Source organism: Planococcus sp. TJ-301 (genome assembly GCF_058268475.1).
This window is the reverse complement of the sequence record NZ_JBZDOH010000002.1, coordinates 272698-297717: the sequence shown is the minus strand read 5'-3', so window position 1 is coordinate 297717 and position 25020 is coordinate 272698. Positions and strand designations below refer to the sequence as shown.

23 protein-coding genes are annotated in these 25020 nt (G+C 47.8%); 8 read left to right on the top strand and 15 right to left on the bottom strand.

Annotated elements, in window-relative coordinates; all coding sequences use genetic code 11:
- The first annotated feature begins 277 nt into the window (after positions 1-277).
- The 4 genes from AC4EHJ_RS12275 (at position 278) to AC4EHJ_RS12260 (ending at position 4653) form a co-directional block, all read left to right on the top strand.
- Positions 278-1609 carry a sigma 54-interacting transcriptional regulator gene (locus AC4EHJ_RS12275; RefSeq protein ID WP_490975914.1) on the top strand — a complete coding sequence of 444 codons (1332 nt, stop codon included), beginning with the start codon at positions 278-280 and terminating at the stop codon, positions 1607-1609.
- Complete coding sequence (locus tag AC4EHJ_RS12270) at positions 1606-2934, top strand: aspartate aminotransferase family protein (RefSeq protein WP_490975913.1); 1329 nt, start codon at positions 1606-1608, stop codon at positions 2932-2934. The genes AC4EHJ_RS12275 and AC4EHJ_RS12270 overlap by 4 nt, the downstream gene beginning before the upstream one ends.
- Positions 2931-4295 carry a YjiH family protein gene (locus AC4EHJ_RS12265; RefSeq protein ID WP_490975912.1) on the top strand — a complete coding sequence of 455 codons (1365 nt, stop codon included), beginning with the start codon at positions 2931-2933 and terminating at the stop codon, positions 4293-4295. Before AC4EHJ_RS12270 ends, AC4EHJ_RS12265 begins: the two co-directional genes overlap by 4 nt.
- Before the next feature lie 151 nt (positions 4296-4446).
- The gene (locus AC4EHJ_RS12260; protein ID WP_490975911.1) at positions 4447-4653 is read left to right on the top strand and encodes a TM2 domain-containing protein; all 207 of its coding nucleotides are present in this window, start codon (positions 4447-4449) and stop codon (positions 4651-4653) included.
- A gap of 108 nt (positions 4654-4761) precedes the next feature.
- Here AC4EHJ_RS12260 and AC4EHJ_RS12255 read toward each other — a convergent pair whose 3' ends face one another.
- On the bottom strand, positions 4762-5058 hold the full coding sequence (locus AC4EHJ_RS12255; RefSeq protein WP_490975910.1) for a hypothetical protein: 297 nt from the start codon (positions 5056-5058) through the stop codon (positions 4762-4764).
- A 183-nt stretch (positions 5059-5241) separates the two neighbouring features.
- Between AC4EHJ_RS12255 and AC4EHJ_RS12250 the strand changes: the two genes are divergently transcribed.
- Positions 5242-6633 (top strand): bifunctional metallophosphatase/5'-nucleotidase, encoded by a 1392-nt coding sequence (locus AC4EHJ_RS12250; RefSeq protein ID WP_490975909.1) that lies wholly within the window; start codon positions 5242-5244, stop codon positions 6631-6633.
- Positions 6634-6719: 86 nt separating this feature from the next.
- Here the strand turns inward: AC4EHJ_RS12250 and AC4EHJ_RS12245 are convergent, their stop codons facing one another.
- The 7 genes from AC4EHJ_RS12245 to AC4EHJ_RS12215 all read right to left on the bottom strand — a co-directional run bounded on the left by AC4EHJ_RS12245 (position 6720) and on the right by AC4EHJ_RS12215 (position 15485).
- Positions 6720-8339, bottom strand: a complete 1620-nt coding sequence (locus tag AC4EHJ_RS12245; protein WP_490975908.1) for a glycoside hydrolase family 13 protein — start codon at positions 8337-8339, stop codon at positions 6720-6722.
- A gap of 515 nt (positions 8340-8854) precedes the next feature.
- The gene (locus AC4EHJ_RS12240; RefSeq protein WP_490975907.1) at positions 8855-9844 is read right to left on the bottom strand and encodes an SPFH domain-containing protein; all 990 of its coding nucleotides are present in this window, start codon (positions 9842-9844) and stop codon (positions 8855-8857) included.
- Between the two features lie 33 nt (positions 9845-9877).
- Positions 9878-10666 carry a TPM domain-containing protein gene (locus tag AC4EHJ_RS12235; protein ID WP_490975906.1) on the bottom strand — a complete coding sequence of 263 codons (789 nt, stop codon included), beginning with the start codon at positions 10664-10666 and terminating at the stop codon, positions 9878-9880.
- On the bottom strand, positions 10660-11688 hold the full coding sequence (locus AC4EHJ_RS12230; RefSeq protein WP_490975905.1) for a TFIIB-type zinc ribbon-containing protein: 1029 nt from the start codon (positions 11686-11688) through the stop codon (positions 10660-10662). Before AC4EHJ_RS12230 ends, AC4EHJ_RS12235 begins: the two co-directional genes overlap by 7 nt.
- Before the next feature lie 47 nt (positions 11689-11735).
- Positions 11736-12449: a PspA/IM30 family protein gene (locus AC4EHJ_RS12225; protein ID WP_490975904.1), complete on the bottom strand. Its 714-nt coding sequence runs from the start codon at positions 12447-12449 to the stop codon at positions 11736-11738.
- A 401-nt stretch (positions 12450-12850) separates the two neighbouring features.
- On the bottom strand, positions 12851-13735 hold the full coding sequence (locus tag AC4EHJ_RS12220; protein WP_490975903.1) for a YitT family protein: 885 nt from the start codon (positions 13733-13735) through the stop codon (positions 12851-12853).
- A gap of 472 nt (positions 13736-14207) precedes the next feature.
- On the bottom strand, positions 14208-15485 hold the full coding sequence (locus AC4EHJ_RS12215) for a M48 family metallopeptidase (protein WP_490975902.1): 1278 nt from the start codon (positions 15483-15485) through the stop codon (positions 14208-14210).
- A 202-nt stretch (positions 15486-15687) separates the two neighbouring features.
- Between AC4EHJ_RS12215 and AC4EHJ_RS12210 the strand changes: the two genes are divergently transcribed.
- Positions 15688-16392 (top strand): ZinT family metal-binding protein, encoded by a 705-nt coding sequence (locus AC4EHJ_RS12210; protein ID WP_490975901.1) that lies wholly within the window; start codon positions 15688-15690, stop codon positions 16390-16392.
- Between the two features lie 88 nt (positions 16393-16480).
- Here the strand turns inward: AC4EHJ_RS12210 and AC4EHJ_RS12205 are convergent, their stop codons facing one another.
- Positions 16481-16696, bottom strand: a complete 216-nt coding sequence (locus AC4EHJ_RS12205) for a hypothetical protein (RefSeq protein ID WP_490975900.1) — start codon at positions 16694-16696, stop codon at positions 16481-16483.
- A 212-nt stretch (positions 16697-16908) separates the two neighbouring features.
- Complete coding sequence (locus AC4EHJ_RS12200; protein WP_490975899.1) at positions 16909-17133, bottom strand: hypothetical protein; 225 nt, start codon at positions 17131-17133, stop codon at positions 16909-16911.
- A 316-nt stretch (positions 17134-17449) separates the two neighbouring features.
- Between AC4EHJ_RS12200 and AC4EHJ_RS12195 the strand changes: the two genes are divergently transcribed.
- The gene (locus AC4EHJ_RS12195) at positions 17450-18022 is read left to right on the top strand and encodes a DUF4256 domain-containing protein (protein WP_490975898.1); all 573 of its coding nucleotides are present in this window, start codon (positions 17450-17452) and stop codon (positions 18020-18022) included.
- A gap of 130 nt (positions 18023-18152) precedes the next feature.
- Here the strand turns inward: AC4EHJ_RS12195 and AC4EHJ_RS12190 are convergent, their stop codons facing one another.
- The 5 genes from AC4EHJ_RS12190 to AC4EHJ_RS12170 form a co-directional block, all read right to left on the bottom strand.
- Positions 18153-18302 carry a hypothetical protein gene (locus tag AC4EHJ_RS12190; RefSeq protein ID WP_490975897.1) on the bottom strand — a complete coding sequence of 50 codons (150 nt, stop codon included), beginning with the start codon at positions 18300-18302 and terminating at the stop codon, positions 18153-18155.
- Complete coding sequence (locus tag AC4EHJ_RS12185; RefSeq protein ID WP_490975896.1) at positions 18283-18594, bottom strand: hypothetical protein; 312 nt, start codon at positions 18592-18594, stop codon at positions 18283-18285. Before AC4EHJ_RS12185 ends, AC4EHJ_RS12190 begins: the two co-directional genes overlap by 20 nt.
- A gap of 230 nt (positions 18595-18824) precedes the next feature.
- Positions 18825-19958, bottom strand: a complete 1134-nt coding sequence (locus AC4EHJ_RS12180) for a mannitol-1-phosphate 5-dehydrogenase (protein ID WP_490975895.1) — start codon at positions 19956-19958, stop codon at positions 18825-18827.
- A 5-nt stretch (positions 19959-19963) separates the two neighbouring features.
- Positions 19964-22048 (bottom strand): BglG family transcription antiterminator, encoded by a 2085-nt coding sequence (locus tag AC4EHJ_RS12175; RefSeq protein WP_490975894.1) that lies wholly within the window; start codon positions 22046-22048, stop codon positions 19964-19966.
- Between the two features lie 99 nt (positions 22049-22147).
- Positions 22148-24070 carry a PTS mannitol transporter subunit IICBA gene (locus AC4EHJ_RS12170; RefSeq protein ID WP_490975893.1) on the bottom strand — a complete coding sequence of 641 codons (1923 nt, stop codon included), beginning with the start codon at positions 24068-24070 and terminating at the stop codon, positions 22148-22150.
- 321 nt (positions 24071-24391) lie between these two features.
- Between AC4EHJ_RS12170 and AC4EHJ_RS12165 the strand changes: the two genes are divergently transcribed.
- Positions 24392-25006: a hypothetical protein gene (locus AC4EHJ_RS12165; RefSeq protein ID WP_490975892.1), complete on the top strand. Its 615-nt coding sequence runs from the start codon at positions 24392-24394 to the stop codon at positions 25004-25006.
- The last annotated feature ends 14 nt before the right edge of the window (positions 25007-25020 follow it).

Genomic DNA, 25020 nt, shown 5'->3' with positions numbered 1-25020 from the left:
TATTTCTCGTAGCTATTGAAAAATTTCTTAGCGCAGGCGCGTCAAATGGCTAGTCAGGGAAATGACCAAATGGAATTTGCACCATTTCCTTTGCTACGAAGCTAGCGTAGCGATGCAGAGACAGAAACAATCGTCTTTGCTCTACCCAAAACGACCGAAGCGGTATATATATTAACTCCTGTAGATATGATAATTATCTGAAAAAATAAAATTATCCTTGTAATCATATTATTCAATATTGTATAGTCTATACAAGAATGAATAAAGGAGGCCAGGCGTGAATACTTTATTTTTACTTCCTAATACGGAAGAAGAAATCATGGACTCGTATGACGAAGACATCATAGTCACCTCGCGGGAAGGAAAAATCATCAAAGTATCCCAAATCAGCGGCGAGCATTACGGCGTCGGCCCTAAAGACCTTCTCGGAAAATCCGTCTACGACTTGGAAGCACAAGGGATTTTCTCTCCTGCTGTGACGCCGCTTGTCGTTGAAAAAAAGAAAAAGATTGTGACGCTGCAAAGCACTCCATCCGGCAGAAAAGTATTGATAACCGGAATCCCCCTCTTCAACGAAGCCGGCGAAGTGGAATTTGTCATCAGCTATTCCTACGAAATGTCAGAACTGCTGTTGATGAAAGACTACCTGCAGACTTTGGAATCAGAGATGTCTAAAGTGAAAAGTGAATTGGCCTATTTGCGTGACCAGCAGCTACAGGTCGCGGGCTGCATCATGGACAGCAATTCTTCACAGCGCGCTGTAAAATCAGCTGTCAAAGCCGCTCGACTCGAAGTGCCCATCGTGATCCAGGGAGAACACGGCACCGGCAAGACCGCTCTCGCGAAGTTCATCCATTCGCAAAGCAGCCGCAGCGACGAAGCATTTATTGAAGCGGACTGCAGTTCCATACCGGAATCGGTTTTTGACATCAGTTTTACAGGACTCGAAGAGAATGGCTACCTGACTTTAGCGGCTGGCGGCACACTCGTGCTGAATGACATCGACCAGCTCTCCCTCGCTTCACAGGCGATGCTTTTCAAGATTCTGCAACGGCAGCATGACGTTCGCATCATTGCCATCAGCGAGACGCTTTTGGAGAAAGCGGTTACAGAAGGCCGTTTCCGCGAAGACCTATTTTACAGCCTGCATCTCGCATCGATCCAGTTGAAGCCGCTGCGTGAGCGGCCGGAAGACCTTGACCGTGCCATCAGCAAGCTCCTCGCTGAGCTGAATGAAAAATACAGTGAAGAAAAGCACGTCACGGACGACTTGTATTTCCATCTACTACAGTTACCGTGGGAAGGCAATTTCCGTGAATTGAAAAACGTCCTGGAACGGAGCTTTATCGAAAGCGAATCGAACCTCATAACGCTTGATGACCTGCCGGTGAAATACCAGCCCGACGCCAATGAACGCATTGGCATCGAACTTGATGGCCAGACGCTGCCGCATATCCTCGATTCCGTCGAGAAAAAAGTGCTGCTGAATGCGCAGAAGCGCTACAAGACCACAACTGAGATGGCGAATGTCCTTGGCATCAGCCAGCCTTCTGTGGTCCGCAAACTGAAAAAATACTCAACAATACCGTTAGGAGATGAAGCCGAATGACAATCGCCAAAGAACAAGACTGGCAGCACTTAGTGGGATCGATCGGCAATTTCCTCGCCCCAAGCATGGCGAAAGACCATCCGAATCTGCCCGTCGTTAAAGCTGAAGGCTGTTATTATTACGGCGCCGACGGCAAAAAATACTTGGATTTCACTTCCGGCATCGCGGTCGAAAACGTCGGCCACCGCCATCCGAAAGTGGTGCAAGCGATCAAGGACAGCGCCGACCATCTGGTGCATGGGCCATCCGGCGTCATCATCTACGAATCAATCTTGAAATTGGCTTACGAATTGCAGCAAATCATGCCGCCGAAACTGGATAATTTCTTTTTCGCCAATAGTGGCACAGAAGCGATTGAAGGCGCCATCAAGCTAGCGAAATATGTGACAAAGCGTCCTTACACGGTTTCATTCACCGGCTGCTTCCACGGCCGTTCAATCGGTGCGCTCAGCGTCACGACTTCCAAGAGCAAATACCGAAAATTCCTGCAGCCTTCATGGCTGACCTATCAATTGCCTTACGCGCATCCGGATGATTTGCCGGAAGGCGCAGCGCCGGAAAATTTCTTTCCTGACAAGCTTGAACGTGACGTCGAAAAGCTCTTTGCGCATCAAGTGACTCCAGAGGAAGTGGCGTGCATCATCCTTGAACCTGTACTGGGTGAAGGCGGCTACATCATCCCGCCGAAAGAATGGCTGGCAAAAATCCGAGAAATCTGCGACCGCCACGGCATCCTGCTCATTTTTGATGAAGTGCAGACCGGCTTCGGCCGCACCGGCGACTGGTTCGCTGCCCAGACCTTTGGCGTAACGCCGGACATCATGGCGATTGCCAAAGGCATTGCCGCCGGTCTTCCGCTCAGCGCTACTGTCGCTTCGAAAGAATTGATGGCGCAATGGCCGCTCGGTACGCACGGTACAACTTTCGGTGGCAATCCCATTTCCTGTTCGGCAGCGCTCGCTTCTCTTGAAATCATCAAAGAAGAAAAGCTTCTCGAAAACTCGCGCAATATGGGGACATACGCGGTCAGCCAGCTTGAAGGGCTGAAAGACAAACATAGCGTTATCAAGAACATCCGCGGTGTCGGCTTGATGATCGGCATCGAATTGTATGATCCCGCTACCGGAAAACCCGACGGCGATGCGGTCATGAACGTGCTCGACGGCTGCTTGCAGCGCGGTGTCCTGTTTTATCTTTGCGGCAATTCAGGCGAAGTGATCCGCATGATACCGCCGCTGACCATTTCCAAAGAACAAATCGACCACGGCATCGACATATTGGATCAAGCATTAACTGCATACAAACTAAAGGGGGAACACATATGACAATGATTCAAAGCGACAAAAAGGCGATTTCGCCATCCGCTACATGGAAATTCTTGATCCCTTCGCTGATTGGGGCACTCTTATTTCTTTGCCCGATTTCCTATGACGGCCAAATCACCATCGGCGTCGGCATCTTGGCGTCATTCCTGCTGAAGACTTTCGGCTCTGTAATACCCGCATTCATATTATTCCTGCTTGGGCTGTCAGCTGTCGCAACTGTGGTGGCGACTGTGGCCAAACCGGCATTTGTCAAAAACTCGCATTTCCTGCGTTCCCTGTTTATCACTGGTCCGTTCGGATTGGCCGTTCGCGTACTTGGCTTTGTCTTCGGGTTGATGGCATTCTTCGAAATCGGGCCAGAAGCGATTTCTTCCCGCAACACGGGCGGCGTCGTGTTATACGATTTGGCTCCGGTCCTCTTGACGTGGTTCTTGTTCGCCGGCATCCTGTTGCCGCTGCTGGTGGAGTTCGGGCTGATGGAATTCGTCGGCGCTTTGGTCAATAAATTCATGCGCCCTGTCTTCACATTGCCGGGCCGCTCTTCGATTGACGCTATGGCCTCTTGGATGGGCGCTGCGCCGGTCGGCGTACTTGTCACCATGAAGCAATACGACGAAGGCTATTACACAAAACGCGAAGCGGCAGTCATCGCTACGACGTTCTCCATCGCGTCGGTTGCGTTCAGCCTCGTTGTCGCAAATGTTGTCGGCATCGGACATTTATTCCTGCCGTTTTACATAGCCGTCTCGGTCGCCTGCTTGGTCGCCGCTGTCATCATGCCGCGCATTCCGCCGCTGTCTTTGAAAACGGATGAATATTATGAACCCGTCGGCAAGCAGATCGATGATACAATTCCAGAAGGCGTATCATTGGTGAAATGGGGCTTTGATGAAGCACGCCGCAAAGCGAGCAATGCAGCAAGCCCGAAAAAGCTTGCCCAGACTGGTGCAGAAACCGTGCTGGATATCTGGCTCGCATTAATCCCGCTGGTTATGGCGCTCGGCACGATGGCATTGGTCATCGCGGAATACACACCATTGTTCAAAATCATTTCGTATCCGTTGATTCCGGTGTTGACGCTTCTTGGTTTGCCGGAAGCCGCTGAAGCCGCGCCGACATTGCTTGTCGGTTTTGCGGACATGTTCCTGCCTGCTGTACTCGGCAGCGGCATCGAAAGCGAATTAACGCGCTTTGTCCTTGCCGGTGTATCATTGACGCAAATCATCTATATGTCGGAAATCGGCATCTTGATCTTGCGCTCGAACATCCCGGTGAAATTCTGGGAACTGGTCGCTATCTTCATCCTGCGCACCATTATCACATTGCCAATCATTGTGTTATTCGCGCATTTATTCGTTTAAAATGTGTTGAACTTCATCAGTTGGCCAGCTAAAAATCCGCTCCCAGGAACGTTTCATTTCCCGGAAGCGGATTTTTTCTTGCTTAGTAAATTGAGATTAACTTTCAGTGAGAAGGGAAAACAGAGAACAAAGACTGAAAGGATGATCGGATATGAAAAACAAAACAGTTGCAGGCCTTCTCGGTATTTTCCTCGGAGATTTTGGCATCCATAAATTCTATTTGGGCAAGCCCGGTATGGGCATCTTGTATCTGCTTTTCTGTTGGACAGCAATTCCTGCAGTAATCGGCTTTATTGAAGGCGTGATGTATCTCATGTCTTCCGAAAGAGATTTCCAAGCAAAGCACGGCAGACGCTAATATTTTTTGAGCATGCACCCGCTTCCAGCGGCGTGCATGCTTTTTCTATTTTCAAGGCAATAAAAAAATGCTGCAATCGCTCGCAGCATTCTGAAGGATGGGCCTCAGTTAAATGAAATAGCTTTGATAATGGATGAATGTCGCAATGGAAGCGACTAAGAAATACGTTCCGGCAGCAAGTAGTGGAATTTTCCCGAACTTTGCGTGTCGCTCCCCTTCTACTTCGATAAACGGATTGGCATTGAATGCATCGCTCAACGGGTTGTTCGGAGCCGTAATTAATATTCCCAACAATCCGAAGGCGAAGGCAATATCAATGATTTGAATTTGAAAAACATATGAAACTCCAATATTGAGTAAAAAAAGAATGGTAATAGTTGTTAAAAAAGTAATTAATTTGACCATGAGTATTTCCTCCTGTTTCTATCTAAAAAGAGCATAGCAAGCGTCCACGTTTTATGCAATAAGATTTTTCAACCTTCTTTTATCCTTTGGCCAGGTTCACCGAAAAAAGTTCCAGATTATTGAAACTTCGGAAGCAGAAATAACGTAATACATAGAAAGGAAATAACTTACAGGAGGATTCCCATGAAACTTAAAATTATACATACGAACGATGTCCACAGCAATTACGACAATTTTGCACGGGCAGCTACGTTAATCAAAGAATTGAAAGACGAAAACACACTTGTGCTCGACGGCGGTGATTTCGCCGACTTCAAGAGCATTGAACTGCAGGGTACCCGGGGCATCGCCGCTCTTGAATTGCTCGAATCGGTCGGCTACGACGCCATGACAGTCGGCAATAACGAAATGTTCAATGGCATGGATACACTTGAACACATGGCAGCGGCAAGCCCATTCCCGTTCATCAGCAATAACCTGCTCAAAAAAGACCGAACGGAAATTCAAGGCGTCGTGAAGAGTACTGTTCTGCATAAAAACGGCTTGCGGATTCTTGTCACCGGCTCTTCGCCCGACCTTGACGTCTTCAATGACGGGCTCGGCATCAGCGTTTTGGATTATACCGCAATGGCGCAAAGCGAAATCAAACGTCATGCCGGCGAGTACGATTTGTGCATTTTGCTCAGCCACGTCAGTACTGTTGCAGACGAAGGATTGGCTCAAGTTATCCCTGAAATCGATGTGATCATTTCTGCGCATGACCACAAGCTTTACCCGCAGGCGAAAATCGTCAATGGTACCATCATGAATAGCGCTGGAAACTTCGCCGAGCATATCGGAGTCATTGAACTTGAAGTGGCTGGCGGCAAAGTGGAATTACTCCACTCGGCTACTCTTCCGACAAAAGAAGTGGAAAAAGATGCGGCCATTCTGGAAATCCTGAAACGCAATAAAGTGAAAGCGATCGCCGCTTTAGGCAAACCGCTTTATAGCCTGCCTCAGCCGCTGTGGCACGACGTCATTGAAGAAAATCCGCTGGCTAACCTGATCGCAGACGGCTTGCGCGACATGATGGACTGCGATATCGGATTGATCAACAGCGGCATCGCCAATGCAGGTTTGTTCCAAAACGTGTCCCGCCAAAAGCTGATTGAAATCTGCCCTTCTCCGCTGAATCCGACATCTTTTGAAATTCGAGGCAAGCATTTAAAAGAAGCGCTCACGCAGTCGCTGGATGCGCAAGTCTGCCTCGCCGATGGCCGCGGTCCTGGATTCCGCGGAAAATTCGTCGGCCGTCTGCACGTTTCCGGCGCTTTTGTCATACGTGAAGGCAGCCAGGTCCAAGAGATTTTGATCAACGGCGAACCGCTGGACGACAGCCGCTGGTACAAAGTCGCCAGCTCCGATTACCTGCAGCGTGGCTCTGGCTACCCGGTACTGGCAAACAACCGGAACGATATTTACATGGCCGAAGAAATCAAAGACGTCATTCAACTTTACGCCGAAAAGCTGGAATTTGTCGAACAGGCTTTCGAAATGCGCACCACAGCCCAAACGACAGCATTGATTCCGTAAGCAAGATTTAAAAAAAGCCGCATTCCCCTAAGAATCTAAGGGAATGCGGCTCTTTTTATTGAAAATTTCAACTGCCTTGTTCAAGACTAGTCTTGGATCAACTCGTACACACGCGCTTCGTATGGCAGCAATTGTTTCGGATCCAGCCCCTGGTAATTTGCCAACAAAATGGTACCGTCTTTCGGCTCATCCCAATAACATGGAAATTCCGTCAAATTCACGGCCACCAATACAGTCCGCCCTTCGAAATGACGCTTATAAGCGTAAATCGAATCATGTCCCGCGTTCGCCAGTTCGTAGCGCCCGTAGATCAACACATCGTTATGCTTGCGCAGCCAAATCATCTGCTTGTAGAAAGACAGCACAGAATGGGGATCCTGCAGCTGCGTTTCCACATTCAAATGCGTGTAATTCGGGTTGACGCGCATCCACGGCTCGGCATCCGAGAAACCGGCATGCGCGTTTGCGTTCCATTGCATCGGCGTCCGTGAATGGTCGCGGCTTTGTGGGCGGATGAGCGTCATCACAGCCTCGTGTTCCATGCCTGCAGAGCGGTTTAAATGGTACATGTTTTTCGTTTTGACGTCGTTATAATGTTCAAGTTCTTCAAATGGCGCATTTGTCATGCCGATTTCCTGGCCTTGGTAGATGAAAGGCGTGCCTTGCATGAAGAAATACATGCAGGCGATCGCCGTCGCGCTTTCGCGCCAGTATTCACGGTCATTGCCCCACGAAGACACGATGCGCGGCTTATCATGGTTTTCGATGAACAATGCGTTCCATCCGTGGCCTTCGACGCCGTTCTGCCATTTCGTCAATACTTCTTTCAATCGGGGCACGTCAATGCCATGGATGCTTCTGCTCCACAAGCTCATGCTTTCAAACTGAAACACCATATTGAATTTGCCGTCGTCTTCGCCGATCCATTCTTCAACGTCCTCGATTTTGACGCCGTTCGCTTCGCCAACGGTCATGATGTCGCGGCCCGCGAATGTCTTGTCGCGCAGTTCCGTAAGCATCGGTTGAATGCCGTCGACATTCATCATTTTATGCCAAGCTTCGACATAGAGATTTTGTTCCGGGTCGTGGACATCGGTCAAATCCTTTTTGATGTGGCTGATGGCGTCAACACGGAAGCCATCAATCCCTTTGTCGAGCCACCAATTCACCATGTCATAAAGCGATTGGCGGACTTCTTCGTTCTCCCAGTTCAAATCTGGCTGTTTTTTAGAGAACAGGTGCAAATAATATTGCTTTGTCTCCTGGTCGTATTCCCAAGCAGAACCGCCAAAAATACTTTCCCAATTCGTCGGCTCATCGCTCCAGATATACCAGTCGCGCTTATCGTTATCCAAGGAAGCACGTGATTCCATGAACCATGGATGTTCATCGCTCGTGTGGTTGATAACGAGGTCGATGATCAACTTCATGCCGCGTGCATGGACTTCAGCCAGCAAGTGGTCAAAATCCTCCATAGTGCCGAACTCTTCCATAATGCCTTGGTAATCGCTGATATCATAGCCATTGTCGTCATTCGGCGATTTGTACATCGGGCAAATCCAGATAACATCGATGCCCAGGTCTTTCAAATAATCCAATTTGCTTGTGACGCCATTGATATCGCCAATGCCATCCCCATTCGAGTCCATAAAACTCCGCGGGTATACTTGATATGCGACTGCTTCTTTCCACCATTTTCTCTTCATAACTGATCCCTCACAAAGACCTTGGCCAGATCCACGTCCAACTCATAGGCCGCAGCCCATGTTTCTATGCGAATATGCCCATATGTCTGTTCTATATAATAGATTATTTCCATCGTCCAGCAGCAATTCTAATAAAAAAATAAATTCCAGTTGCCAGTGTAGCAGAATTCGCCAGGAACACCAAGACATTTTACTAATATTTCTTTGTGAGAAAATCTGATGGTGAAGAAACACCTCTTTTCGTTTTTGATTTCCTATTGTATAACCCTTTTCAAGCTTTGAAAACCTCATATCAAAACTATTTTTAGATAAATCTGAAATAATATTTTGAAGCCGCTTTCATTTCCATTTTCATGGTTTTTCCTGTCTTAATCAAAAAAAAACGGTGGCAAACCCGAATCCCAGAAACACTACCTAGGACCTATATGGAAAAAATCCCAATCCATGGCAACGTAAATTGCCACGGATCAGGATTTCTGTTTGCTTTATTCAATTAGCCTTGAAAAGATGCGCGGTTAATACAGCTTCTGCCCGCAATTCGAACAGAATTTCGCACCTTCGGTTTTCTGGCCGCAGTTCGGGCAGAAATTCGGGGCTTTGCCCACGGACTCTTCAGCCGCGCCTTCATCCGCTGCCGGGGGCGGGTTTTGCGGCTGGCCGCCATCCTTCATGCCTTCCATCATTTCCTTTGCCATACCCATGCCCATCATCATGCCGGCCATATCAGCCGCACTGCCCGCTCCGGAAGATTTCCCGGAAGCCATCGCATCGGTCATCGACACTTGCTGGTATTTCTTCATGTCGCCGACCATCCCATAGGAAGCGTTTTTGTTGATCATGTCCTGGATTTCCTTTGGATAATTAAAGCTCATAATTTGGAAGCCCATGATTTTCATGCCGTCATCCATCAATTCCATATTAAGGTCATCCTGGATGCCAGCGCCGATTTCGTGGGCGTTGGCCTGCAAGTTGAACATGTCTTTGCCTTCCCGTGGAATCCATTTCATCAAGAGCTGATCCAAAATGGCGGTGATGCGGATTTTCACATCTTCCACGAGGTAACTGCTGCGCACACCCGCTATTTTGTCGATCAACGCCATATAATTGTTCACTTGAAACTGGAACGTGCCGTTCGCGCGGATCGGCATGCCGCCTGGAAGCCCCGGTGCCTGGATATTGATTGGGTTCTGGGTGCCCCACCGGACGGTGAATTCTTTCGTGTTCACAAAAAGCACTTCCACACGCATCCCGCTGTTAAAGCCGAAGCGGAAACCTTTTAATGTCGATAAAAACGGAACGATTTCCGATTCGATGTCGTATTCGCCTTCATCTTCAAAAATTCCTTCCACTTTTCCATGGTCGAGGAAGATGGCATCCTGGCCGGGACGGATGACGAGTTTGCTGCCTTTTTTGATTTCCTTATTGGTCCATTTCCAGAAAATCATATCCTCCCTGAATTCTTCCCATTCCACTACATCTGCAAATTGATTGCCGAAAAATGCCATGTTGTTCATTCCTTCCGTGTATTGAATTGCCGTTTAGAATTTGCGGCCGCCTCCGCTGAACGAACGGCCTCCTCCGGTCATGCCGCCTCCACCGAAACCACCGCCTCCCCCGCCTTTGTTCTGCGGGATTTTGCTGCGGCTTACGGTTTTGTTGCGGAAGCGGTCTTCGCGGTTCGTCACTTGCGTATTGTCGCCATCAAAATATGTGCGCGGTGTCGTGGTAACTCGGCCGCCTGAGTTATAAAGCATCGAACCGACAATTCCACCGCCGAGAGCAAGGGACACCAAGCCGTGGAACCAGGTTTTCAAGAAAATGCTTTCCGGATTGACGCCCGGGCGGTAATCCATATACTCACTCGAAGCGGCCATCATTTCTTCGTAAGCCCCGCCGTAATCGCCTGCCTGCAACTCCGGGAAGATGCGGTCGAGTACAAGATCGATTCGCTCGTCATCAAGCGACGTTTCCGCTGTGCCGAAACCGGACAGGAACACTTCGCGGCTTGCGATATCGATTGTCAGCAAAACGGCGTTTTCCTGGTTGTTATCGACAGCCCATTCATCAAAGAAATCGCCCATGAATGCAACAATGTCCTTGCCATCCATTCCATTCACCGTCAAAAAAAGAAAGTCGACCCCTTCTTCGCGGCTGTATTGAACTGCAGCCGCTTCTAAGTCCTGCGCTTCCGTACCAACCAACAAACCAGCGTTGTCATAAATGTGCCGGTCTGCCACGGCTGACGCTGAAGTCGCACCTGTGAGCCAGAAAATACAGACAAGCGCAATCAACAGGAAGGGTGTTTTCCATACTATTTGGCTCACCATAGCACACCTCCTACCAAGTATGCCGCAGCTTTCATCAGCGCGAATGCTCCCACAGCAATGCCGAGGAACCAGCCCGCGACTTTTGCACTACTGATCGGCGGTTTGCCGACCACTTTGCCGGTCTGGCCGTTCATCGCAAAAGTGTGCTCTTTGTTTTCAAAATCGTAATACACCATCCATACTGGAAAAAGCGTGTAATACGCTTGCTTTTTATTAGCATGGATCTGCTTGTTCGTGTAACTGACGGTCGAGTAGCCGGAAATCGTTGTTCCGATATACGCATCGATATAAGGCACAATTTTCGACTCGACGCGCGAGAACAAGGAATCATCATCGTAATCGTATTTCTCAGACAAATAACCCGCGAGATAAGGCATCCTGAAATCCTTCAGTTCTTGATAATCATAAGGCTCCAGCTTGTCCATCAGCACGTCGTCCATCTTCTCGGAAGCGTCAGCCGGCACTTTCAAGTAGCTGAGGTCGATATCGCGGTGTACGTCGTAAAACTCGGTTTCTGTGTAAATTGTATCCCCACTCGTGTAGCTGCGCGTCCTAGTGGCGACTGCCGCTACTTCAGCGCTGCCGTCAATGTCATAAAGCCAGAACGGTACGTACATTCCGGTCATTTTCTTGATGCGGTCTCCGCTCATGAAACCCCTTGGGGACAACCGGCCTTTGCCGGTCCATTTCCGGAAAGCGGCTTCGGCTTCTTCTCTGCTGACGGAAAAAGGAATGACTTTGGCCGGGGCGAAATCGCCTGTCAGCCGGTCCGCCAGAACGACCGGCGCACCGCAGAAACTGCAATGCGTCGCGGTCGTTTCCGCCTCCGTCAAAAGCACCGCACCGCAATTCTCGCAATGGAACTCTTTTGCTTCATCCGTTTCAGCTATGTGTTCTATGTTCTCGGGAGGAAATGTCCCGATATCTTCCTGCCTGCCGCAGCTCGGGCATGACAGCTTGCCCGACTCGCTGTCGAACGCCATATCCGAACCGCAATTCGGGCATTTATAATGAGTGACCATTGCGTCTCCCTCTCCTTGGCCTGCAGAATCTGTAGCAAAAGCCTCCATTAGGCTTTATTGACTTGGTTTTTTAACGCTTCCAGCTCCGCTTCAACATCCGTGCCGGCTTTCAGCTCATCCATTTGCTTTTCAATAGTAGAATCAGAATCGTATTTCTTGGCAAGATCTTTGATATCGGCACCTGGATTTTTGTTGAGCTCTGACATCGCCATCGCTTCATCAAGTTCGCGGTTGATTTTTTCTTCCATCTTGTCAAAAGCTGAAATCGTATTGCCCGCTCCGCTGAATGAATCATTGAATTCGTTCATGCGCTCCTGCGTCCGTGCTACTGCCGCTTTGCCTTTCAGCTTGTCGCGGCGTGATTCAAGTTCTCCGATATCAGACACCAGTTTTTCGTGCATTTCACGCATCTGTACTGTGTTCGCCGATGCCAATTCCGCCGCTGTCTTTAAGTCTGTTTCTTTCTCAGCCAGCTCCGCTTTGCGCTGCAGGAACTTGCGGGCATCGTCTTCATTGCCCGCTTCGAGCGCTTTCACCGCATAGCGCTGCATATCATCCAGCTCTTTATGCAGCTCTTCCAATTCCCTGCGCTCGCGCTTTTCTGCAGCCATGATTGCGGCCGTTTCAGACTTCACTTTGCCCAAGTCGCTGTTCAAGTCGCGCAAATATTGGTCAATCATCTTTTCCGGGTCTTCAGCGCTGTCCAGCATTGAATTAATATTGCTCGCCATTATGTCTCTGAACCTTTTCAAAATTTCCATCATCATTCTCCTCTTATTCCATATTTTTTATTGGCTGCCTAACAGCCATCCTATAGAGACAGAATACCCATAACCGCCCGGTCCTAAGCAATATAAAAAGCCGCATGGCACGATGCGGCTCTTCTGGCGGCATTCATTTAGCCCAGTGGTGCAAATAGAAATAAACCATGATGAGTACAACCGCGATTGCAGCTAAGACAAGCATCGGCACAAACCCAAAGGTCGCTTCCATCTGACACACACCTCCTTTACTTTCATCATAACCCCATCCAGAGGAAATGAAAACCACTTTATCAGATAATTCCGACACTAAAGACATATGCTATAAGCCATGCTCTAAAATTGCCGAAAAAAAACAGCCTGCCGATTAATGCCGGCAAGGCTGTTTCGTTTGTACCCTTTTAAGTTGTTTGTTCAGTTGGCTCCGCTGCTGCGCGGTAAGACGTTTCCGGGTTCTTCTTGTAATTATCATCCCGGCGGAAATTGCCCATGACTTCCATTGTCTGGGTGATGCTGACGAAAGCGTGCGGGTCGATCTCCTTGATGAGGGGACGGACGTGCGCCAACTCGTAGCGCGTGATGACCGTGTAAAGCACCTTGACTTTATTGCCAGAATAGGCGCCCTCGCCGTCGGTCACTGTGATACCGCGGTAAAGGTTTGCCAGCATTTTCTGCTTGACGGCATCGCCTTGGGTGGTGACCACCATAAGGCTGAGCTTGATGTGGCGCGTATGGATGCGGTCAACGACAAGGCCGGTGATGTAAATGGACGCCATCGTGTACATCGCAAGCTCCCATGAAAAGATAAAGCCCGATATGAAGACGACGAGGCTGTTGAGGCCGAACACCATGAAGCCAAGCGGAATGTCGCGCTTCATCGTCAAGAGCAGGCCGACGACATCAAAGCCGCCGGTCGAGCCGTAGAAGCGGATGATGAAACCGACGCCGATGCCGACCAGCACGCCGCCGAAAACCGACGACAGCAAAGCATCTTCTGTTACCTTCATGACAGGAATGTAAAGCATCGTGACCGAAGTCACCGCAACCGAATAGACGCTGTTGAGGATGAATAGTTTGCCGAGCTTCATCCAACCGAGCACCAAAATCGGGATGTTCAACAAAAGCAGCCAAATCCCTGCATTGATCGGTGTCATCAAACTGAAAATCATCGCGACTCCCGTGATGCCTCCCGATAGGATTTCATGCGGCAATAAAAACATATTAAATGCGAATCCAAGCATAACTGATCCTGCAAAAATGATCAGCGCGCTGTAAAGTTTGTCCATTAAAATTCTCCGTTCCTTTTAAACTCGGTACCTGAAAAAAACCACTAAAAAAAGGCCGCGCATCTTCCGCTCCGCCTTTTCTAGCTTTGGCACAATAGATCAAATTATAGGGGATGGCTCTACGGGAACGCAAGCTTTATTTCCCCGCAAGCAGAAAGTCTTTTGGCAGTCTGCCGGAATCATCGGCTGCCAACAGAACTTCTAATGCTTGTGCGAATTTTAGTTCGCGTCATAACTACTAGCTCTCTTCTATAATCATGCACCACGCATACGAAGAAACTCAACAGAACCCAAACAACAACCTTCCCGCTATGCGATCCGTGTGTATAGGAAGCCAAGCAACGGATACTCCTTTGCCAGAAAAATCCGCGTTCAAAATTTCGACAAGACCTTGCCAGTCTTACATGAAAAAAACGGCAGCTCTTTGGCTGCCGTTTCCTTCATTTTCTAAGCCAGCCTTCGCTGCCGACCGTTATTCCTTCAGCATTTCCATGAACTCCGCTTCGGAACTTGCCCCCATTGCGTCAATCGCTGTCGTCCCTGCCGGACTTGTAATCAGCGGGTCCGCCCCGTATTCAATAAGCAGGGTGGCCATCTCGAAATCTTCATACAGGACAGCGGTCTCGAGCGCAGTTGAATAATCATCGCTCGAATTGACTTCTGCACCCGCTTCGATCAACCGTTCTGCAACTGCCGCTTCTCCGCCTTGAATCGCATACATCAGCGCATCCGCACCATCCGCGTCCTTGGCGTGGATATCTTCACTATCAGCGAGCGCCTTTTCGACGGCATCCAAATCACCATTAAAAGATGCATTCATCAACGGCGTCTCGCCTTCAACTGCAAAAAGCGATTCCTCAGAAAAATCATCCGGCAGCAATTGTGAATAAACAAACCCGCTGCCAGTAAACAATAGGATTGTCGCGATATAGACGCCGGTGAAAATACCCGTCATCAACAGAGCGCCCAATACGATTTTCCCGTTGTTCGGCTTATACAGGTAGCTGTCTTTGCCGGAGAATTGTTCAATCGATTGGATGCGCTTCGGCAAATTTGGATGCGTCGACAGCACTTCGCTGAACCATACGATGCCGTTCGACTCCGTTTCAATCTGTTCCCGGTAAGCATCTTCGTCCACTTCCAGGTACATTTTCTTGCCGATGCCGAGCAGCGTCAATGCGCGTTTCGCAGCATCCGCGTCCCGGATCACGTAAGCTGCATGACGGTCGCACGTGTATTCGCAGGAACGGCTGTAAGCCTGCGCCAAAAACGGGATAAAGCCTGCTGGCAGGATGAAGATGTTTTTCCAGACATGGCGGCGTTTGATATGTGCCAATTCATGCGCAATGATGAAATCCAGTTCCGCCTGCCCTTGTTCACGAGCCAATTCGAAAACTTCCGAATACAGAACAACCATATCGCGCCCTAAAAAGCGGGTCGCGAACGCATTCAACGCACCTTCCGATTGGATGACGAAAACGTCGGGGACTTTTTTCAATCCCATTTCCTTCGACAATACTTGAACGCGGCTATAGATATCTCCAAATTGCCGCTCATGGATGCGCACGCCGTTGCCGCGGATCGACCCGAGCATCATGGCGTTGACGTACAGCATGAAAACGAGAATGACGAGGAGGATCGCAATACCGAAAATCGACACCGCCGCGAGCACATACACCAAAAGGCTAGACAGCACGCAGAATACAAAATACAAAGTTTCTCTTTCAGATTGAATATGGTAGGAGTTCATGTTATCTTCCTTTCGACCGAACTGATTCCATTATAACAGCACTAAAGGTTTAGATAATATACTTTATTTTGAAGTTTCGAGATGAAAGTCTTGAAGTATAGGGGTTCTTCATATTCGAAATATTCTTTTTTTGGACTTCTTATAAATCCCTCTGTATAATCATAAATTGTAATGATTACGATTTAAAAAGAGGAGTGTTACCATGAAATATTCATTGATTAAAGGCTGCGGTGTTGTCGGTCTTGCCGCCTTGCTCGCTGCTGGATGCCAATCCGCTGATTCCAAAGAGACAGAACTGGATGCCCCATCCGTTTCAGCTGAAGCCAAAAAAGCACAAGCCTCAGAAGAAAACCTGACACGCGACGAAAAAGCACAGGTTTACGCTGGTTACTTTGACGACAGTTTAGTGGCTGACCGTCCGCTTTCCGATTGGGCAGGCGACTGGCAATCGGTCTTTCCCTTTCTTCAAAACGGCGACCTAGATGGCGTATTTGCCGACAAAGCCGCGCATTCAGATGACATGACCGCTGAGGAATACAAGGACTATTACACTGCAGGCTACGAAACGGATGTCGAACGCTTAATCATCCAAGAAGACGACGTAAGCTTTTTCAAAAACGGCAAGGAACAAACCGGCCGCTATACATATGACGGTTACGAGATCTTGGAATACGAAGCCGGCAACCGCGGTGTGCGTTTCATCTTCAAACTGGCAGAAGAAACGACTGGCCTGCCGCGCTTTATTCAATTCAGCGACCATGCCATCTTCCCTACCGATGCTGACCATTATCATATATACTTTGGCGCTGACCGTGAAGCACTGCTCGATGAAGTCGTGAATTGGCCGACGTTTTACCCATCGAATATGGATGGAGATGATGTTGCGGAAGAAATGATGGCACATTAATAACAAAAAAGGCAGCCGCCGGAATGGGATTCCGGCGGCTGCCTTTTTGGATATGGGGCTGGTTAAACCTTAAAACATGCGTTTACTTTTAACTTTGGGTATCGCGCGGCTGCTCATTCGATACTTTTTTTGAATGTTCTTTCGCATCTTCCATTTCTTCTTTTCCTTTGACGTCTTCATAATCCGTTGCTTTATTATCCCCATCTAAAGCTTCCTTGGTTTTGTTGATCGCTTTGTCAATTCCGGATTCGCGGGCTCCTATTTGTTTTTCTGGCGTTCGTCCTGCTGTACCTTTTCTAGCCATTGCCGATCCCTCCTGTTTAAATGATTAGTTATGGTTTACCCACTGTCGGCAATGTTAATCCCATTTAAAATCAGCAAGGAGTTGACGAGGGGGAAATGACGCCGGCCGAGAAGCATTGCTCGCGGAAGTCGTGAACTGGCCGATGATATAGCACTACTTAATGGTTTAACCAATAAGATAAAGGCTGGATTGAGCGGGCCGATCCCTCTTCTTCATCCACCCCTTCTCGTCGTATTAACAGGTTCGGTATAATCCTTTATCTTCACTAGTTTAATGTCGTCTTTGTTAAATAAGTTCAGTTCCCCAAAAATATCTTCAAATTGAACGATCTGTTCCGATAATGCCATGGCGGCCACATCTTCTCTCGATTCTGCTTCCACCGTCCGTTCCACCGCTAGCCCTTTTTCTAAAGAATACTGGATGACATACTTTTTCATCTTTTCACCTCCTACGTTCAACTTCTAGATAATGTGGCATAACCCTTTAAATTATATGGACCGTGCAAAAAAAATTACAGCAAAATCAAGAACTGTCATCCTGTAAGGTTAAGTGAAAGCAGCGCACCGAGTCGAAATGTTCACAGCCATTTGTACCCGTATTCCCGAATCTTGCCATAATATTGCATCTACCTTCTAACGCCTACAGTTCCACCTTTCGATCCTGAATCGGTTACTTCTTTTCCCCAGAGAACCGACTTTTCTGTATACTTGAATCATTACGGTTGTGAACCATAATAATGAGGAGGAAACAACTATGGCAAAGAGCAGTACTCAAAAAAGCTTGTCATCAGAACAACGCGAAGCCTTACTCAGCGGATTGAAAGAACGTTTCGAAAAAAACATAACTCGCCATGAATGGTTGGAATGGCCTAAAGTTCAAGCCAAGCTGGAAGCAAATGCTGAAAAGCTGTGGTCGCTTCATGAAATGGAACGAACGGGCGGAGAACCGGATGTTGTGGATTATGATAAAGCGAAAGATGAATATATTTTCTATGATTGTTCAGCGGAAAGCCCGAATGGCCGCAGAAGCGTTTGCTACGATCCGGAAGCACTGGAGGCAAGGAAGAAAAATAAACCTGAAAACAACGCGGTCGGTATGGCATCGGATATGGGCATCGAGCTGTTGACGGAAGAGCAGTACCGCGCGCTGCAGAAGCTTGGAAAGTTCGATACGAAAACGTCGAGCTGGGTGCAGACACCTGCTGATGTCAGGGGCCTCGGCGGCGCCCTTTTCTGCGATTTCCGCTACGGCCGCGTCTTCTTGTACCACAACGGCGCCGATTCCTATTATGCCGCACGCGGGTTCCGCGGGGCGCTGAAAGTTTAAGATTTCAATGGACTTCAAAAGCCAATAAAGAAAATTATGTACATGCGTAAACAAAAATAAGATTCCAAGGTAGATTGTATGCCTTGGAATCTCATTTTTTTGTTGACCGGTTTCAATTTATTGCATCTCTTTAATCCACATTCCGGCTTAAAAACACGAGCCGCTCTATCTCTTCAAATCCATTATTCTTATAGAATTCTTCCGCCGGAATCCCGCGATCCGTCAACAAGGAGATGTTGGTGACCGCACTGTCGCCCATTTCATCCACCAACTGTTTCAAGAGAGCTTTCCCCACGCCTTTTTTTTTGTTGCTTGCCTTTGACGCACATTTCATTGATGAAAAATTCATCTCCACTCCACCATTTTCTGCTGCTGCCAAAGAGAAAGCCAATAATGGTTTCGCCCTCCACTGCCAAAATCCCGATGAATCCTGGAGTCCGGGAAAAGTCCTGCAGATACTTCGTTGCTTTTTCCATCTCCCATTCATCGTTCCATGGCGCCTCATTGAAAACGCTCACGAATGTTTCAGCGCATCCGTGGAGGTCACTGTCGTGAAAAAGTCTACATTCCATACAACCAACTCCCGTCTTTTATGCCACTTGCTTACAGTTTACTATATAGCGCATTATTCCAGCAGCCCCTGTCTCCGGCACAATTCCGCACAACTTTTTCACATGAATAAAAAACCGCCGCTCCTCGGAACGCTAATTCGCTGGGAGCGGCGGTGTATACGATATAAATAGTCGTGCATTGTCAGAATCACCTAGGAATAGTGTGCGGCACAAGTATCCATTAAATTCCTCTACAAAGCCTCATACTGGCGAACCACTTCTTGAGTGATTTCGCTTTCTTCATCCAGTCCGCTTATCTCTTTCAAGACAGAAGCCGGGCCGTTTGCTTTGATCATCGCTTGGATTTTCACTGCGTCTTCATCTTCCGGATTGTTGAATGCCAACGCTGCAGCAATCGCCTTGGCCAAATAAGTGTATGGCAATCCTGCTTTTTGAGCTTGTGTCGCCGGGCGGATCAAACGGTCATCCGGTCCCAGTTTCCGGATCGGTGCTCGTCCTACGCGCGTCACGCCGTCGTTCAAAAACGCATTTTTAAAGCGTTCAATGTTTTTATTGATATAAGCTAGATGCTCTTGCTCGTCGAGGCCGTATTCTTTCACAAGGTATGCGCCTGTTTCCTTCAGCGTTTCCTGCACTTGTTTTTCAATTTCTGGATCGGCCAAGGTTTGGTCGATCGTCAATTTGCCGGCAAGCGAGCCAAGGTACGCAATAACGGCATGGCCGGTATTGACAGTGAACAGCTTGCGTTCGATAAACGGTGCCAGGGTTTCCACAATCGTCATGCCTGTGACCGGCGGAATGTTTTCTGCCGTTTCCACAACCCATTCGAAATATGGTTCTACAAGAACATCTAGAGAGTGGCCTTCTTGAATCGGAACAATCCGATCGACCGCAGAGTTGAAGAAATAGACGGTGCCTTCAAGTTTGTCTTTTGACGCATCATCCAGGTTGTCCAAAATGTGGCCTTTCAAAATATCCGTTGCGCCAATCTGGTTTTCACAAGCGATGACATACAACTTTTCATCCGTCGCTTTAAGACGCTCTGCGATGCCTTTCGCAATGATCGGTGCAATCCGCGGCAAGATATTCGGACCAATCGCAGTCGTCAAATACGTCGCGCTGCGGATCGCTTCGAGAACTCCCGCTTCGTCTTTCATATTGTTGACGCCCGAGACATTTTCAATGGTTACGCTTTCTGGCTGGGCTTGAGCCATGTTCACGTGATACTTTTTTTCTTCATTCAATTTATTGATGACCTCATCGGCAACATCCACGAATGTCACGTGGTAGCCGGATTCGGAAAACAACGCCCCGATAAAACCTCTGCCAATATTTCCTGCTCCAAAATGAACGGCTTGTTTCAACGTCATCAGTCCTTTATCAAATTATTTTGTAGGTATTCGTAAAATACATCTTCCAGCTTGTTTCGGATCATGCTTTCGTTCGACGAAGAAAAAATCATCATTGCCGCATCGCTTTCGATTAAACTCGAACTGATGAGGCTCAAAATTTCCTGCTCCCGGTCGGTCATGTCGAGCGGCGCCAGCATCAGCAGCAAGTTGCGCATCTCTACCTGCCCGCCGTCCATTCCTTTGACCGGGCACGGCGTATCCAAATGCACCACTTGAAATAAAAGTTCCTGAACGGTTTCATCGCGGCAATGGAAAAGAGCCATATTGGTATCCGGAATGCCCAGCCCGCCTTTGGATTCCCGGTCGTCTAATTGGCGCATTGCGGCATCTGCGCTCTTCACAAGCCCGTCGCGTTCCGCTTGTGCGAGCACATCCGCGAGTACGGTCCGATGGTCAGCCGCTTGCGGATGCTTAAGCACTTTGAAATTCGCTAATATCGCTTCCATGCTCTTTTGGACATCTTTAATTTCCCGCAGAAGCTTCTGGACGTTCGGCCTGTTTTTCTTTTTATCTCTTTCGCCCGGTTTTTCAACAACTAAATACTGCTTTTTGCTGGTGATTTTCTCAATGTTGCGTTGCAGGTAGCTTTCGATAGACCCGATGTCTTTGTCGCTGAGCAGCGGGCTGACCATGATGTAATCCACATCCGTTACAGGAAGGCGGATTGTCGAAATCACCAAATCGTAATCCTGGAAATGCGCTGATTGAAAATCATTGATTGATAAGATTTCCACCGAATTGATTTCGGCAAGCTCTTTTTGAATGCGGCTCGCCAGCATTTTCGAGGTTCCGATGCCTGTTGGACAGACGACCACCGCATCGATGCGGACCTTTTCCTCGTTCATGAGCAATGCCGAACCGAAATGCAGGACAATATAGGCAATTTCATTGGCTGGAAATTCAATGTCCTTGAATTCATTCTCCAGGCTTTGCTTCACCGCCATAAATAACACTGGATACTTCCGCTTGATTTCATCGGTCAGCGGGTTGAACGATTCGAGATTTTGTTTCAAGCGGAAAATCGACGGTCCCATATGCGCGAGAAGCCCTTGGTAAAGCGAAAAATCATTGGTCAAGTCGACATGCAGCTGAGATGATACATCGCCAATCAGGTTTTTGATCAGCTTGCCCAACAAGACGCTGTCGTAATAAACCATGTCCGCTGCCTGCACTTTCGAGCCTTTTAAGATCATCGACAAAAAATGGAGGTCTTCCCCAGTTAAGCGGACTCCAAGCTGGCTATACAATTCATCGCCGAGCGCATCCATCAATTGAAACTCGCTGCTGAATTCATTCGCCAGCACGGCCGGCTCCAGCAAGAAACGCTGTTCCGTCCGCTGCAGCGTCAGACAGAAATAGACCACCAAACCGATATAATCGCTGTCGGCCAAACGCGTCTGCTTTTGATTGATGTGCTGGTTCACCAACTGATCGACCACTGACAAATAATGCGGTGAAAAATAGCCCAGGATGTTGTCCTCCGAATTCTTGCCTTGCTGAAGAAAATACAAGCTTTCAACAAGCTCCTCATAAAAGGTGACAAGGAAATAACTAGCCAATGCATGGCGTTTATGGGCTTCCTGCCCCTCCACTTCCACGCCGACGCCTCTCCTCCTGGACAGCCTGATTGAGAACTTATGCAGCCACTCCGTCAAATCATCCAAATAAGATGTCAGCGTGGCCGTGCTGATGCCCAACTCATTGGCGAGCACCTGCTTTTTGAAAGAAGGACCTTCGTGCAGCAAAATGATCAGCAAACTCAACTTTCGTTCTTCGGGCCTTTCATCAGTCGGATTGACGCTGATTAAGCTTTGTACCAGCCGATAGATTTGTTCGTTGTTCCCGTCAATAAAGAGGCCCTCGCTCGCGTTGCGCTTCACAACCAAATCGAATTGCTTCAGCAGCTTCTCAACCGATTTCAAATCTCGCTGAATCGTCCGCGCACTGACATTTAAGTAGGTGGATAACGAGTGCACCGTATGCTTCCCCGATGTTCTGACAATCAACTCTGTGATGGATTTTTCCCTAAATGTGATATACATCAATCTCACTCACTTCACTTTTAAGTTTTCCTTCTTCAAGAGCGAGAAATGCAAAATAGAACAAAAAGGCAGGTATCCCCGCCTTTCCGTTCTTGCTATTTATTTTCTATTGATGATCGCTAATAATTCCTTAGCGGTGCGGGCTTTCACCATTTCATCTACATTGTCCTGTTCCGCGCAAATGACGGCGATTCCTGACAGGATCTCTAAATGCGAGCCGTCTTTGCCCGCGATGCCAAAGATCAATTTTGCGCTTTCTCCATTAAAGTCTACTCCATTTGGAACCTGAACAACAGTAAAGCCTGATTTGATAACCGCTTTTTTGGCTTCTTCCGTGCCGTGTGGAATGGCCACGTTATTGCCCATATAAGTTGTCGTGATTTCTTCGCGTTTCAACATTTCATCGACGTAAGAAGGTTCAACGTAACCGGCCTTCACCATCACTTCACCGGCAAAGCGGATCGCTTCTTCTTTATTGCTGAATTTCTTGTTGATGAAAATGTTTTCTTCAAGCAGCAATTGGTCGTCATCAGCTGGCTGAGGCGTTCCCGTTGCAGCCGCTTCGCTTTCTTCCACAAGCCCGACTTGCTGTTCTGTAACGCCGCTGTCCAAGTTGTTGATCAATTGATCGTATTCCGGGCTTGATAAGAAATTATCGACGGAAATGTGATGAGCATCTGGCACTTTTTGCTGCGCACGCGGCGTCAGCTTTTCCTGTGTAATGACGATTTGAGAATCGCTAGGAATTGTGCTAATGGCGGTGTTCGTTACGTGAACATTTAGCCCCGCTTCTTTCACTTTCTTGCGAAGCAGAGACGCACCCATGGCACTTGACCCCATACCGGCGTCACACGCAAAGACGATTTTACGCACATTGCTTGGGAAAACGCCTGCAGCCGTGGCTGTCGTTCCCGCTAATGCGCCGGCAACTGAACTTTTCTTGCCTTTCATTTCTTCCATTCTCTTTGTCGCAGCGTCAATATCTTCTTCAGTTTCCTTGCTTGATTTCAATACGACAGATGCAATCAGGAAGGAAACCGCGGCTGCCACGAATATTGCGGTGAAGTTGGCGACATACGCCATTCCTTCAGGCGGCGTCACTGCCGCAATCGCCAAAATGCTTCCTGGTGAAGCTGGTGCTACCAAGCCTCCGCCCATCAATACAAGTGTGAAGACACCGCTCATTCCGCCGAAAATAACTGCTAGTAACAACATCGGCTTCATCAGTACGTAAGGGAAATAAATTTCGTGGATACCGCCTAGGAAGTGGATGATTGCTGCTCCTGGTGCAGATTGTTTCGCAATCCCTTTGCCGAATACCATGAAGGCAAGCAGTACGCCAAGACCTGGTCCTGGGTTTGCTTCCAACAAGAATAAGAGAGATTTTCCGTTTTGTTGGACTTGCTCTAAGCCGATTGGCGACAAGATGCCATGGTTGACGGCGTTATTCAAGAACAGGATTTTCGCCGGTTCGATCAAAATGCTCGTCAGCGGCAATAAGCCTGCCTCCAGCAGCCAGTCTACTCCTGACACGAGGACTTCTGTTAAAGCAGAGACTGCCGGTCCGATGCCATAAAATGCAAGAATTGCAACTGCGCCTCCCAAAATACCGGCAGAAAAGTTATTGACCAGCATTTCAAAACCGGTCTTTATCTTGCCTTCAATCAATTGGTCAAACTTTTTGATGACGAATGCCCCAAGCGGTCCAACGATCATGGCCCCTAAAAACATCGGTGTATCTGGTGCGCCGACGATAACTCCCATCGTGGCAATTGCGGCAACGACGCCGCCTCGCTGTTCATAAACCAGCCGTCCTCCTGTATAGCCGATCAGCAGGGGAAGCAGGTACGTGATCATCGGACCGACCATTGTGCCGAGTCGTTCATTCGGGAAAAAGCCCGTCGGTATGAACAATGCCGTAATCAATCCCCAAGCGATAAATGCCCCGATGTTCGGAAGCACCATCGAGCTTAAAAAGTTGCCAAACTTTTGGACATGTACTTTCATCGTCGCTTGATTCATCTCATTCATCCTTTCTGTTAAAAGAGCAGCTGCTCTTTTTATTCTTACTTGAATTATAGAGGTTAAATGGAAGCGCATTCAATATTAAAGAAAGTCATCTTTGTCGCCGTTGTCGGGACAAGGCTGATATTTCTATTTCTATAGCAAGAAAGCGGGTTGAAAGAGAGCTCAAAATGCTGTTTTTGAGTATTCTTTAAATCCGTTTTTAATGAAAAACGACATTTAAAAATATTGGTTAGTTCAGTAAAATAATTCCAATATCTGTTAGTATAAAAGAGACATAAAATTTACGTTGGGATCTAAATCAAGGAGGAAGCATTAATGGAGAAAGTTAATGTTATCAATTCATCTCATACCACCCTAGAAAAACCAGTCGCGGCAGATCACCGTCTAGGCATGACACTTTTTTTATTCTCTATCATGATGGTCGTTTCAAGTTTCATTCCGGAAAAGACAGTAGGGGTGTGGCTTATCATCAACAGCAGTTTCATGTTCGTTTTTTTAGGTATTTTATATTTTTTATGGACGAAGTACAAGCATGACATGGTGAAGTATTACGCGTTTCAAGTTTATATCATGTTGATGGGCATTGTTTTTTTCGCCATCTCCCCTTTATTTAAGCTGTTATTTGGAACCGTATATTTTTGGATGCTGTTAGCAGCAACCATTACTATAAACTTAATCTCCCACCATTTTAAAAATCGAACAGTGAAGAGCTTTGTGAACAAAGACCATAAAGTGCTTGCAACGATTTTATCCATGTATACGATGGTTTTAATTGCCGTCGGAATATTTTTAATGGGGTTGATGCAGCGAAACGAAGCGCCTGAAAATACAGGTGTTGCACTGCTTTTTTATTTTGTAAGTGTTATGTTTTTGGTGTTGGCTCCGATGTTTTTAGTTCGTGAAGCAGAAGTGGAAAAACTAAAGAACTAGATTGATATTCTTTT